General features: G+C 44.2%; 13 protein-coding genes and 1 pseudogene. 11 read left to right on the top strand and 3 right to left on the bottom strand.

Annotation, left to right across the window (positions count from 1 at the left end; all coding sequences use genetic code 11):
• Positions 1 to 25 precede the first annotated feature (25 nt).
• On the bottom strand, positions 26 to 445 hold the full coding sequence (locus H595_RS21830; RefSeq protein WP_051219781.1) for a hypothetical protein: 420 nt from the start codon (positions 443 to 445) through the stop codon (positions 26 to 28).
• 249 nt (positions 446 to 694) lie between these two features.
• Here H595_RS21830 and ccoN point away from each other — a divergent pair, with 249 nt between their 5' ends.
• From ccoN to ttcA, 11 genes and pseudogenes are all read left to right on the top strand, one after another.
• Complete coding sequence (ccoN, locus tag H595_RS0107415) at positions 695 to 2,122, top strand: cytochrome-c oxidase, cbb3-type subunit I (RefSeq protein WP_027670643.1); 1,428 nt, start codon at positions 695 to 697, stop codon at positions 2,120 to 2,122.
• A 9-nt stretch (positions 2,123 to 2,131) separates the two neighbouring features.
• A complete protein-coding gene (ccoO, locus tag H595_RS0107410) occupies positions 2,132 to 2,743 on the top strand; it encodes a cytochrome-c oxidase, cbb3-type subunit II (protein ID WP_027670642.1) in 612 nt (203 codons plus the stop codon).
• Positions 2,744 to 2,748: 5 nt separating this feature from the next.
• Entirely contained in the window at positions 2,749 to 2,928 is a 180-nt protein-coding gene (locus tag H595_RS0107405; RefSeq protein WP_027670641.1) for a cbb3-type cytochrome oxidase subunit 3, read from the top strand.
• Positions 2,921 to 3,901 (top strand): cytochrome-c oxidase, cbb3-type subunit III, encoded by a 981-nt coding sequence (gene ccoP / locus H595_RS0107400; protein WP_027670640.1) that lies wholly within the window; start codon positions 2,921 to 2,923, stop codon positions 3,899 to 3,901. Before H595_RS0107405 ends, ccoP begins: the two co-directional genes overlap by 8 nt.
• 68 nt (positions 3,902 to 3,969) lie before the next feature.
• Positions 3,970 to 4,455 (top strand): FixH family protein, encoded by a 486-nt coding sequence (locus H595_RS0107395; RefSeq protein WP_027670639.1) that lies wholly within the window; start codon positions 3,970 to 3,972, stop codon positions 4,453 to 4,455.
• Positions 4,456 to 4,467: 12 nt separating this feature from the next.
• Positions 4,468 to 6,849, top strand: a complete 2,382-nt coding sequence (locus tag H595_RS0107390) for a heavy metal translocating P-type ATPase (protein WP_027670638.1) — start codon at positions 4,468 to 4,470, stop codon at positions 6,847 to 6,849.
• Positions 6,846 to 7,034, top strand: a complete 189-nt coding sequence (gene ccoS / locus H595_RS0107385; RefSeq protein WP_027670637.1) for a cbb3-type cytochrome oxidase assembly protein CcoS — start codon at positions 6,846 to 6,848, stop codon at positions 7,032 to 7,034. The genes H595_RS0107390 and ccoS overlap by 4 nt, the downstream gene beginning before the upstream one ends.
• Positions 6,979 to 7,698, top strand: a complete 720-nt coding sequence (locus H595_RS0107380; protein ID WP_240474845.1) for a sulfite exporter TauE/SafE family protein — start codon at positions 6,979 to 6,981, stop codon at positions 7,696 to 7,698. Before ccoS ends, H595_RS0107380 begins: the two co-directional genes overlap by 56 nt.
• A 41-nt stretch (positions 7,699 to 7,739) precedes the next feature.
• Positions 7,740 to 8,456 (top strand): annotated as a pseudogene (gene fnr, locus H595_RS0107375) (fumarate/nitrate reduction transcriptional regulator Fnr); the annotation flags it as partial.
• Between the two features lie 97 nt (positions 8,457 to 8,553).
• Complete coding sequence (gene uspE, locus H595_RS0107370) at positions 8,554 to 9,486, top strand: universal stress protein UspE (protein WP_027670634.1); 933 nt, start codon at positions 8,554 to 8,556, stop codon at positions 9,484 to 9,486.
• 80 nt (positions 9,487 to 9,566) lie between these two features.
• Positions 9,567 to 10,490 carry a tRNA 2-thiocytidine(32) synthetase TtcA gene (gene ttcA / locus H595_RS0107365; protein ID WP_027670633.1) on the top strand — a complete coding sequence of 308 codons (924 nt, stop codon included), beginning with the start codon at positions 9,567 to 9,569 and terminating at the stop codon, positions 10,488 to 10,490.
• Between the two features lie 26 nt (positions 10,491 to 10,516).
• Here the strand turns inward: ttcA and H595_RS0107360 are convergent, their stop codons facing one another.
• A complete protein-coding gene (locus tag H595_RS0107360) occupies positions 10,517 to 11,164 on the bottom strand; it encodes a DUF2987 domain-containing protein (RefSeq protein ID WP_027670632.1) in 648 nt (215 codons plus the stop codon).
• 1 nt (position 11,165) lies between these two features.
• Positions 11,166 to 12,029 carry a glucosaminidase domain-containing protein gene (locus H595_RS0107355; RefSeq protein WP_027670631.1) on the bottom strand — a complete coding sequence of 288 codons (864 nt, stop codon included), beginning with the start codon at positions 12,027 to 12,029 and terminating at the stop codon, positions 11,166 to 11,168.
• Between the last annotated feature and the right edge of the window lie 112 nt (positions 12,030 to 12,141).

Below are 12,141 nucleotides of genomic sequence, written 5' to 3'. Positions count from 1 at the left end.
ACCCTTCAAGCTAATTTTTCTCTCTTTATCGCCAACTCGACTGAAACTGTTGTTTTATTGAGCGTTTTTTTTCATCTGTATAAGACAACTCTAGCGAGAGTTGCCACACCATCTTTGGATCAGAACAAGCGCCGAGCAAAAATTCAGCCTGCCAGCCTTCGTTTGTTTTAGAAAACGTTAATGGCACACGCCCCATATACATTGAGACACCAGTCAATTCACCCGTAACTTTTTCCACATCAACAACACTAAGCTTTAGCAACAAAGGGGTTTCCACTGGCGCATTACCGGGATCCAACTGCAGTACTAACTCCGTATCATTAACTAAGACTAAAGCGGGGCTGTGCATATTTTGCTGTGGTTTACAGCCAATAACAGTGAACAACAGTAAATAAATCAGATAAATTAGTCGCATAAAGCCGTTATTTAACAGAAATGTAGTCATATTGTACGCGGTTTTACAGAAAAGCTTCAAACACCGTCTACACTTGATTACTAAGTAACCAACGACTTTGTTCTAAATCATAAAATGGGCTGTTTTACCTATCTTTTCAGTAGGAAAACCCTTAATATGCAGCGCAAATTTGACAGAGGAGTCACTTGATTAATTAGGGTGTATTTTTCTGTCTATAACAAGAACGGCTGGCTTTACAGCCGGTATCAGTAACCAGCACAAACTGCAGCGGAACTCAACATGAGCCATACCAATTCGTTAAATGTTGACTACAACTATAGCGTTGTCCGCCTCTTTGCCTTAACCACCGTTCTTTGGGGGATTGTAGGCATGGCGGTGGGCGTGTTAATTGCAGCCCAGTTATACTGGCCAGCATTAAACTTCGACACTCCCTGGTTGACCTATAGTCGTCTTCGTCCATTACACACCAATGCGGTAATATTCGCCTTTGGTACCAGCGCATTGTTTGCGACCAGTTATTATATTGTTCAGCGTACTTGCCAGGTACGGTTGTTCGCCGAAAAGCTGGCCATGTTTACATTCTGGGGCTGGCAAGCGGTTATAATCTCTGCTGTTGTCACCTTGCCGCTGGGTTTAACGAGTAGCAAAGAATATGCTGAGCTGGAATGGCCAATTGATATTCTGATTACCCTAGTCTGGATATCTTACGCCATCGTATTCTTCGGCACCTTAGTGAAGCGTAAAACCAGCCATATTTATGTTGCTAACTGGTTCTTGGGCGGCTTTATTCTTACGGTTGCAGCGCTGCACATTGTTAATAGCATGGCTATCCCGGTGAGCGCGTTTAAATCGTATTCTATTTATGCCGGTGCTGTAGATGCAATGATCCAGTGGTGGTACGGCCACAACGCGGTAGGCTTTCTGTTAACCGCCGGTTTCTTAGGCATGATGTACTACTTTGTACCCAAACAAGCTGGACGGCCGGTGTATTCTTATCGGTTGTCAGTTGTGCATTTCTGGGCGCTAATTGCCTTGTATATTTGGGCGGGCCCGCACCACTTGCATTACACTGCCCTGCCTGACTGGACGCAATCTTTAGGTATGGTGATGTCTGTTGTATTGTTTGTTCCTAGCTGGGGCGGCATGATCAACGGCATTATGACCTTATCTGGCGCTTGGCATAAGCTTAAAACTGACCCTATCTTGCGCTTCTTGATTGTTTCGCTGTCATTCTACGGCATGTCAACTTTCGAAGGCCCGATGATGGCAATTAAGTCAGTTAATGCGTTATCACATTATACTGACTGGACTATAGGTCATGTGCATTCTGGCGCCCTAGGGTGGGTGGCTATGATTTCAATTGGTGCTATCTATCACCTGATCCCAGTACTTTATAACCAAGGCCGTATGTACAGTATTTCACTGATTAATACCCACTTCTGGTTACATACTATTGGTGTTGTGTTGTATATCGTAGCTATGTGGATATCAGGCATTACTCAAGGCATGATGTGGCGCGCGGTTAATACCGACGGCACCCTGACCTACAGTTTTGTTCAGAGTCTGGAAGCTTCAATGCCGTTCTATCTAATGCGGTTTATCGGTGGTGTGTTTGTGGTATCGGGTATGTTGTTAATGGCATACAACGTATATAAAACAGTACGCGCTAAAGAACAAACGTTACAACCTGTGCCAGAAGCAGCGTAAGAGGTAATTATGTCTAATAAGAATCATCATGACAAAATTGAGCGTAGCGTTGGCCTATTAGCCGTTTTAACGATTGTTGCGATAAGTTTTGGTACTTTAGTACTTATCACACCCCTGTTTTTTATGGACGAAACAACACAACCTGTTGATGGCATGATGCCCTACACTGCATTGCAGTTAGAAGGCCGCGACATCTACATCCGCGAAGGTTGTGTGGGTTGTCACAGCCAAATGATCCGTCCATTTCGTGCTGAAGTTGAACGTTATGGCCACTATTCAGTCGCGGGCGAAAGCGTGTGGGACCATCCGTTCCTGTGGGGTTCTAAGCGCACAGGGCCTGATCTGGCGCGTGTTGGTCAGCGTTATAGTGACGACTGGCACCATGCACACTTAATTGATCCTCGCTCCGTTGTGCCGCAGTCGAATATGCCGGGCTTCCCTTGGCTGGACAAAAACGTGCTTGACGGCAAATATACTGCGAAGAAAATGGAAGTTTTGCGTCAATATGGTGTGCCTTATACCGATGAAGACATTGCTGGCGCAGCTGTTGCCGTTCAGAATAAAACTGAAATGCAGGCGCTGATAGCATATTTGCAGTCGCTTGGCACGCACCTGAAGTAATACTCATGGAATACTCAACTATTCATAGCATTTTTACCGTGGTTTTGTTCGTTGGTTTTATCTCTTTTGTTATTTGGGCTTACAGTAAAAAGCGCAAAACTGACTTTGATAAAGCAGCAAACCTAGTGTTTGACGACGAACAAACAGCACAACAAAAAACCAAACAGGAGTCAGATCATGAGTAGCTTTTGGAGTGCTTGGATCATAGTGTTAACCCTTCCGGTATTAATCGGCTGTGCGCTGCTGCTACGCTGGAACCTGAAGAATTATGTCGGTGTGGCGGAAGATCAAAATACCGGCCACGTGATAGATGGCATCGAAGAGATAAATAACCCTCTACCACGCTGGTGGACTTACATGTTTGTGCTGACGCTGGTGTGGTCGGTGTTTTATCTTGCAGCTTACCCAGGCTTGGGAAATTGGCAGGGTTTCTTAGGGTGGACCAGCTCAAATCAAGGCATAAAATCATTAGAAGAGTCTCGTTTGGCGGTAGAAGAGAACCGTGCTGATGGGAAGATGGTTGAGTTAGATCGCGAGATGCTGCGTGCAGAAGAAGTTTATGGCCCAGTGTTTCAGCAGTTCGCTAAACGCGATGTATTAGACTTAGCTTACGACGATGCGGCAATAAAAATTGGTCAGCGTTTGTTTTTGCAAAACTGTGCGCTGTGCCATGGCTCAGATGCGCGCGGTCAGCATGGCTTTCCTAACCTGACGGACAACGACTGGTTGTACGGCGGCTCACCTGACAAAATTAAAGAAACGCTATTATATGGCCGTAAAGCAGCAATGCCAGGCTGGTTTGACGCAATGGGTGAGCAAGGTATTAAAGAAATGACCGCCTATGTATTGAGCTTATCAGGCAGAACTGTAAACGACCGTGACGCTGCAGCCGGCAAGGTAAAATTTGCGCTGTGCGCGGCTTGCCATGGTGCTGACGGCAAGGGCAGCTTAGCGCATAATTTACCCTTTGGTGCACCAAACCTTACCGATAACATTTGGTTATATGGCAGCTCTGCCGGTGCGGTGACAGAAACATTAACAAAAGGTCGCAACGGTCAAATGCCTGCGTTTAAACAAACCCTAGGCGAGGACAAAGTGCATATATTAACTGCATATGTTTACCGATTAGCGAACCCGGATAAAGCTGAACAACAGTAAGTTGTTATTTAATATAAATTAATAAGCCCCTTTTTGGGGCTTATTACTATATTTTTATTGAGGTTGTTATGCAGCAAGATACTAAACCTTGGTACAAGCAGTTGTGGCCCTGGTTGTTAATCGCAATACCGGTATTTACTCTGATTAAAGCAGTGCACACCGTCATTATTATGCAACAACACTCTCCAGACTTAGTGGTTGATGACTATTATAAAGCCGGGCGAGCTATTAACATGCAGTTAGCAAAATACCGCGAAGCTGCACTGCGCAACTTACAAGCGTCCATATTAATCGCAGGCAATAAAGCGATTGTTCGCTTTGCAGACAGTGCTGTATTAGAAGGTGCTGTCCATCTCGATTTCTACCACCCCACTTTAGCCGCAAAAGATTTTGCTTTAGATGCTGAACGAAGTGGAGAATTACTTTATGTGGCTACCCTACCCGTTACACCTGATGGTAAATGGCAGCTGGTAGTATCTGATGCGTCTAAACAATGGAAACTAAGAGCCACGCTGGAATTACCCGCGACAACTGAAATTAAACTTGGTTACTAACAGGGCTTCAACGTGAGCGCCAGCCGCTGTTTTCATTGTAATGAACCTATCCCTCCAGAGTTTAACTTTACGTTAGATTTTGACGGCAAACCACGTCAATTTTGCTGCGCAGGATGTCTTGCGGTTGCGGATACTATTATTGACAGCAATTTAGCAGATTATTATCGCTTTCGTACCGAACCGGCAAGCAAAGCTAATGCAATGCCAGCCGATCTCACTGCCACGTTAAGTGAATTTGATGCACCAGATGTACTGGCAGACATCAGTCAGCCAGTTGGGGAGTTAACGGAAATTGAACTTTCAATAGCCGGTATCAGCTGCGCTGCCTGTGCTTGGTTAATCGAAAAACAACTACGCCAACTTCCTGCCGTTAAACAGGTTAATGTAAATTCCGCGACCCAACGTTGTCACTTAACCTGGCATGCTGCACAACAGCCATTAAGTGAAATACTTTCTGGTTTGGCAAAAATTGGCTATCAGGCGAGCCCCTTTATTGCTGATCAAGAAGAACAACAGTTTAAAACTGAGTTAAACCACTTTCTAAAACGACTGGCTGTGTCCGGTATCATGTCCATGCAAGTGATGATGTTGGCAGTGGCGTTATACTTTGGTGACTACACGGGTATTGAATCATCTCATCAGGGATATTTGCGTTGGATAAGCTTTTTTCTAAGCCTGCCTGTTGTGTTGTATGCCGCGGTACCATTTGTAAAAAGTGCCTGGCGCGGAGTTAAAGCGAAACAGCTTAATATGGACGTGCCGGTAAGTTTGGCTATCTATTACACCTTCTTTGCTTCGACATATGCCACCTTATTTAATACTGGTGAAGTGTATTTTGAGTCGGTATGTATGTTTACCTTTCTACTGCAATTGGGTAAGTTTTTTGAGTACAGAGCCCGCTCAAGAGCGCGGGATGCAACCAGTAACCTTTTAAAAATTATGCCGGTAAGTGCAACCCGGCTTATCGGTGAACAACAACAAACTGTCTCAGCGAGGCGACTAAATGTTGATGATGTGATTTTGGTGAAGCCGGGTGAAACCTTTGCCGCAGATGGTGATATTGTCTATGGCCAAAGTTCTGCGGATGAATCCATGCTAACCGGCGAATATATCGCTATCGCCAAGACAGTTGGCGATAGCGTTCTGGCGGGTAGCGTGAATCATGACGGATTGCTGCACGTAACAGTTCGTCAGCCTCTGGCGTCATCACGTTTAGGCCAAATTATTACTCTGCAGCAACGTACGCTAAGCCAAAAACCGGCGGTACTGCAAAAAACGGACGCGTTGGCGCGTTATTTTGTTGAGCGACTGCTATTGGTCGCGGTCGCAACATTTATACTGTGGTATGTCTGGCTTGATCCTGAACGGGCTTTTTGGGTGACATTGTCGGTATTGGTTGCGACTTGTCCATGCGCGCTTAGTCTCGCCGCCCCAACAGCTGTAACATGCGCACTTGCCCGGCTTAATCGCAGCGGCGTGTTAATAAAGAATGCCGCCGTATTAGATGTATTACCTGAGCTTACCCATATTATATTTGATAAAACGGGCACATTAACCGAAGGGCGATTTTCAGTAGATAAGGTAGAGATATTTGACAGCAAGTATAACGAACCTGAATTACTAAATATTATTGCCAATCTGGAGTCGTATTCTGAGCACCCAATAGCACGAGCCTTTAGTAATTATCTTACGCAACCACAACCACTGGAGCACATTAGTATTGAAGTGGGTGCAGGTATTAGTGCGCACTATAATGGCCAGCAGATTAAAGTCGGTAGCGCTAGTTTTTGCCAACAACAGCTTGCTGGCAGTGCCCAGGTGTTTTTGAATATCGACGAGGTTAATGTTGCTGCAATCAGTTTAATAGATGCTGTACGGGCAGAAGTGCCTATATTGATCAATAACTTACGCCAACAGGGTTATCATTTAACGATGTTAACTGGCGACAGTTCAGTACAAGCCGAGCAACTTCAGTCCGTTCTTCAATTTAATCATATGGTTAAAGGCTGTACCCCTGAGCAAAAAGTAACTGAAATAAATAAATTCGTGAATGCGGGCCATAAAGTATTAATGCTGGGTGATGGTATAAATGACAACCCCGGTTTTCATGCAGCTCATGTCTCGGTAACACTGGAAACCGGTAGTGATTTGTCAAAGAATCAGGCCGATGTGGTATTGTTACAACCTAGCATTAAATTACTGGCGGATTTGCTGCAAGGTAGTGCAGCCGCACAGCGCGTTATTAAACAAAATTTATACTGGGCTGCGGGCTATAACCTGTTAATAATTCCTTTAGCTATTGCAGGTTGGGTATCACCTTATATCGCTGTAATAGGCATGTCGTTCAGTTCGTTATTAGTCGTATCTAACTCACTAAGGTTGCTGAAAAAATGAGTGTAATATACATGCTTATCCCAATTGCTATCCTTTTTGTTATCATAGGTTTAGCAGTTTTTTTCTGGGCCGTACGCAGTAAACAATTTGAAGATTTAGATAAAGAAGGCTTCAGTATTTTATTTGAAGATGACACTGCAACACCAACTGATAAAAAACCACGACATCAGAAGAATGATTACTGATCTGCTTGCAGCTTTGCTAATAGGCTTAATTGGCAGTAGTCACTGCCTGGTAATGTGCGGCGGTATCGCAGCGGCATTACAGTTATCAATGCCGACACAAAACTTGCTACGTAAGATGCAACTACAAAGCTTATTAAGTATCGGTCGCCTGACTACCTATAGCTTGTTTGGCGCAGCTGTTGGCTATTTTGGTGCAAGTGCAATGCAATTTGCCGGTGTGTCACTCTTATGGTTGCGTTTAATAGCAGGTATTTTATTGTTAATGATGGCCATGTATATTAGCCGGCTATGGTTTGGTTTAATACAGCTGGAAAAACTGGGCCAGTCGTTATGGCGTTATGTGCAGCCTGTGGCAAAAAAACTGCTACCGCTGGATTCCCCCGCTAAAGCTTATAGCTATGGCTTGTGCTGGGGAGCCTTACCTTGCGGCTTAGTTTACAGCACGCTTAGCTGGAGTTTAGCCAGCGGAGGATTAGTGCAAGGCGGCCTCATTATGTTGAGCTTTGGTATTGGCACCCTACCCGCTATATTGTTAACTGGTAGCGCAGCAAACATGTTGACTAAACTGAAAAATATGCAGCTATTTCGCTATATATCTGCAACTATACTTTCTATTTATGCCCTATATACCATTTGGAACGCTATCCATCGCTTGGTTTATTAATCTGTTAATGTGTATACAATTTAGAAAAACTCAAGGACGCCGTTATGCAACGCTCTGCTATCAATTGTCAGGACTGTGGTTTTAGTCAGCTTTGTTTACCGTTTTCGCTGAATGATACTGAGCTAACCCGACTGGATGATATTATTCAACGCAAAAAACCATTGCACAAAGCTGATATGCTTTTCGAAGCGGCTCAGGCACAACGTTGTTTATATGCTATTCGAACAGGGTCGTTTAAAACATTTACCCTTACTGACCAGGGGGAACAGCAAATAACCGGTTTTCATCTGCCAGGCGACATTGTAGGTTTTGATGGTCTGAGTAAACAGCTGCACCCAAGCTATGCTGAAGCACTCGAAACCGCTATGGTGTGTGAAATTCCGTTGCAAAACCTTGACGTTTTATTGGACCAGTTGCCCCGATTGCGTCAGCAAATGATGCGACTGATGAGCGAAGATATTCAAGCTGATCAGCAAATGATGTTACTGTTAAACCGTAAAACAGCTGAGCAAAAATTAGCCACGTTTTTATCACAACTAGGGCAGCGCTATGCAAGCCGTGGTTTTTCTGCCAGTCAGTTTCGTTTAACCATGACACGCAGTGATATTGGCAATTACCTCGGCTTAACGGTAGAAACAATCAGTCGTTTACTAAGTAAACTTGATAAAGAACAATTGATAAAAGTGGAAGGTAAGTTAATAAGCATAACTGATCAGGCTGCACTGTCTAAGTTGGCAGCGTTAACCGCTCATTGCTAATTCTCGCATTCGGTTGTTTGCGCCAGCGCAAGTTTGCCCCATGCAATATAGGTTAAATTGGCTACACTTATATAACGTGTCTTAGCGGGAGTAACCTATGTCAGCTTACAACCACATATTAGTTGTTTTAGATCCTAGTGTTGAAAAACAAAAAGCCCTTAATCGTGCAATTGAATTAGTTCGATTACAAGGCGGTAAACTTACTGCCTTTTTGTCTGTCTACGATTTTTCTTACGAAATGACCACCATGTTATCCGGTGATGAACGCGAGTCTATGCGCCTGGCCGTTATTAAAGACCGAGAACTTTGGATCAGTGATTATCTGGCGGCACCGAAGGCCGGTGGCATTGAAATTGATATTAAAGTTGTTTGGCATAGCCGGCCTTTTGAAGCTGTGATACATGCCGTACTGGAAGACAGCTACGATTTGGTTATTAAAGGCACTCATGATCATGACGTGCTTAAATCCATGATTTTCACGCCCACTGATTGGCATATTTTACGTAAATGTCCCTGCCCGGTATTGTTGGTGAAAGATCACGACTGGCCGCAAGGCGGTAACATCATTGCCGCTGTCAATGCCGGCAGCGAGCAGGAGCATCATCTATCGCTTAATCAACGTGTCACTAAGACCGCGTTAAAGATGTCGGCTCTTTTAAAGGCTCAAACACACTTGGTTAATGCTTATCCGGGTACACCAGTTAACATCGCCATTGAAATTCCGGAATTTAACCCGCAGGAATACAATGATACGATGAAATTGCATCACGTTGATGCCGTTACCGCCTTGGCAGAACAGTTTGATATTGCGGCTGAATACCGTCATGTCAAAGAAGGTATGCCTGAGGACGTGTTACCTGAAGTAGCCAAAATACTGGATGCTGAAATGGTGATAATTGGTACTATTGGCCGTACGGGTTTATCTGCCGCTATTATTGGCAATACCGCAGAACATGTTATAGATAGGCTAGATTGCGATGTTTTAGCCATAAAACCGGAAAACTTTATCTCTCCAATGCAGAAAGACTGACATTTAACATCGCACTGCTTTGGTATTGGCGCACGCTTAGCTATAATGTGCGCCATTTTGTTTAGTGGTACACCTGTTTTATGACTCATGCAGCACAAGCCAAAGCGCAATATAGTTTGAATAAACTGCACAAACGACTACGCCGTGGCGTTGGTCAGGCTATTGCCGACTTTAATATGATTGAAGAAGGCGATAAGATCATGGTGTGTTTATCCGGGGGTAAAGACTCATACACCCTGCTGGATATCTTACTGAATCTGCAACAATCTGCCCCGATAAATTTTGCCATTATTGCCGTGAATCTTGACCAAAAACAGCCCGGATTTCCGGCTGAGGTGTTGCCACAGTATTTAACAAGCATTGGCGTAGATTATAAAATCGTTACAGAAGATACCTACTCCATCGTCAAAGACAAAATTCCCGAGGGTAAAACTACTTGTTCCCTCTGCTCAAGGCTGCGCCGTGGTATTTTGTATCGCACCGCAAAAGAATTGGGCGCCACTAAAATTGCATTAGGCCACCACCGCGATGACATGCTCGAAACGATGTTTTTGAATATGTTTTATGGTGGCAAAATGAAATCTATGCCACCTAAGCTTGTTAGCGACAATGGCGAACATATTGTGATTAGGCCGTTAGCGTATTGCCGGGAAAAAGACATAGAGAAATACTCTGTTGCCCGAGCGTTCCCAATAATCCCATGCAACCTTTGCGGCTCTCAAGACGGCTTACAGCGCCAGGTCGTAAAAGAGATGCTACAAGATTGGGATAAACGATTCCCTGGCCGCATAGAAACCATGTTTCAGGCGATGCAAAACATTGTCCCGTCTCACATGATTGATAAGAATTTATTTAATTTTGCCGCACTAACCAAAGACACCCAGCTGAGTGAGCGCGATACCGCCTTTGATAAGGACGCTGTGCCAACGATACCTGTAGGACTGATTGCCGATGACGACAATCACCCTCAAGATTCGCCAGTGCAGATTATTGCGTTAAGCTAACGCAATAATCTGCTGCAAGGCAGCGTTTACTTAACGCTGCCTTGCAGCAATGGTAATAAATAACTGGGGCGCGCGGCAAATCGCCACTGAATATTTGCGGGTAAAGTGTCAACTAATTCAATATTGCACCGGTTAGCCTCACAAAGAGTAACGTCGCTTTGCTCGTTGCTCAAATCAACCGCTATAGCTGCCTGTGGAAATTCAACAATCACTCCTATGACATCAGGTAACCAGTATTTGCTTACCCCGGCCATATCATCAAGCAATTGCTTAAATTGATGACGATAATGCAGCAGTGTTTCAATACTAATATCGCTTGGCAAGCGCATACGGCTTCGCAAACGAAATTGCACCTGACATGGCTCGGAATTATCAGCCTGAAGCACCGTTAATACTGCATTGGCGTTTTTTAGCGCTTCATCATAAGGTAAGCTAATTTCACCATTGCCAGCAATATCCACATCAAAATCATGCTGATCACTTACTAATTTTAAACTATAAAATTTACATGGCTTTCCACTTCGTTCACCCGTCAATGCAAATGCCAACGTAATATCACTGTATTCTGGCTGTTGAAGCTTCTTCATCCGACCGTAAAATCCGTGATAACTCATCACTAAATCGGCAAAAGCTGGCGGGCCCCACAACAGTAGGCTTAACAGTATAAAACGCATATTATTCTTCCAGTAACTTACGGTTGAAGCGGATCATGCCGCTTATCTCACTAATATATTCTTCGCCACGTTCAGAATAGGCCACTAAGCCTGAGGCTAATGCTTCGCCGCGAACGGGTTTACCTTCATGGCGTAACTGCGCGCGGATCTGACGCAGTGGTTCATAAGTATGGAAAGTATTCAGATTGTAAAAATAGCTATTAATACTCGCTGCCGGATTTTCAAACTTTGCAACCTCGTGGTACTGCCCTTCACCTCTTTCCATTGGCACTAAACCACAGCCCTCGCGAAAACACCACTGGCCAAAAAAATTATATCCTTCAACCGCAAAACGGCTTGTTCCCCAAGCTGATTCATTTGCCGCTTGCATTAACACTAACGCTTCAGGGATAACATCAACACGCTTTAGCAGCTCCGCTAACATGATTTCATCCGTTTCGGCTACGTCCATGCGAAACTCATCATATAAACTGTATAAAAATGCATATTCCTCTAATGATAAGCGCATCCGCTTTTGCTTTTTCTCTTGAATATCGAGCAATTGCTGACGCAAAGCGCGTATACGCGCATTCTCTCGTTTGACATAAGGCCTTAAGTAACTAAAAAATTGCCGTTTTTTTTCGGTAGTATTGCTAATTTGATTGAAGTCCGGCAAAGGGATTTTGCGGGGTAACGGCTGTGTATACGCCAGACGCTGTAACACTTTTTTCTGATCGGCCTGGCTTAACGCAGTAATTCGGCCTGGTTTTTGCCAATCTTCAAGCGAGTCCAACTGTTTTACCGGCTCAAGCTCGGTAAAAGGGCTGAGGGCTGCAACACCCACCAGCAACCAAAATACGAATACAGCAAATTTCTTTAATAACATCTATCACCTACAGGTTACGTGTGTACTCTGGAACTTTTACCAAGGCAGTAACCAATTTATTACGTTGAGACTACGCTATTTTACCTGTAGCGCTTACGTAATACGATTAAAA

It is taken from the genome of Rheinheimera baltica DSM 14885 (genome assembly GCF_000425345.1).
Taxonomy (GTDB): Bacteria; Pseudomonadota; Gammaproteobacteria; order Enterobacterales; family Alteromonadaceae; genus Alishewanella; species Alishewanella baltica.
This window is presented reverse-complemented; position numbering and strand designations above follow the sequence as displayed.

What these genes read in the sequence shown, in the direction of transcription:
- ccoP (WP_027670640.1), top strand. Translation starts at nt 2,921, where the DNA reads ATGAGTAGCTTTTGGAGTGCTTGGATCATAGTGTTAACCCTTCCGGTA.
- H595_RS21830 (WP_051219781.1), bottom strand. Translation starts at nt 445, where the DNA reads ATGACTACATTTCTGTTAAATAACGGCTTTATGCGACTAATTTATCTG.
- H595_RS0107355 (WP_027670631.1), bottom strand. Translation starts at nt 12,029, where the DNA reads ATGTTATTAAAGAAATTTGCTGTATTCGTATTTTGGTTGCTGGTGGGT.
- uspE (WP_027670634.1), top strand. Translation starts at nt 8,554, where the DNA reads ATGTCAGCTTACAACCACATATTAGTTGTTTTAGATCCTAGTGTTGAA.
- H595_RS0107380 (WP_240474845.1), top strand. Translation starts at nt 6,979, where the DNA reads ATGACACTGCAACACCAACTGATAAAAAACCACGACATCAGAAGAATG.
- ccoS (WP_027670637.1), top strand. Translation starts at nt 6,846, where the DNA reads ATGAGTGTAATATACATGCTTATCCCAATTGCTATCCTTTTTGTTATC.
- ttcA (WP_027670633.1), top strand. Translation starts at nt 9,567, where the DNA reads ATGACTCATGCAGCACAAGCCAAAGCGCAATATAGTTTGAATAAACTG.
- ccoN (WP_027670643.1), top strand. Translation starts at nt 695, where the DNA reads ATGAGCCATACCAATTCGTTAAATGTTGACTACAACTATAGCGTTGTC.
- H595_RS0107395 (WP_027670639.1), top strand. Translation starts at nt 3,970, where the DNA reads ATGCAGCAAGATACTAAACCTTGGTACAAGCAGTTGTGGCCCTGGTTG.
- ccoO (WP_027670642.1), top strand. Translation starts at nt 2,132, where the DNA reads ATGTCTAATAAGAATCATCATGACAAAATTGAGCGTAGCGTTGGCCTA.
- H595_RS0107405 (WP_027670641.1), top strand. Translation starts at nt 2,749, where the DNA reads ATGGAATACTCAACTATTCATAGCATTTTTACCGTGGTTTTGTTCGTT.
- H595_RS0107360 (WP_027670632.1), bottom strand. Translation starts at nt 11,164, where the DNA reads ATGCGTTTTATACTGTTAAGCCTACTGTTGTGGGGCCCGCCAGCTTTT.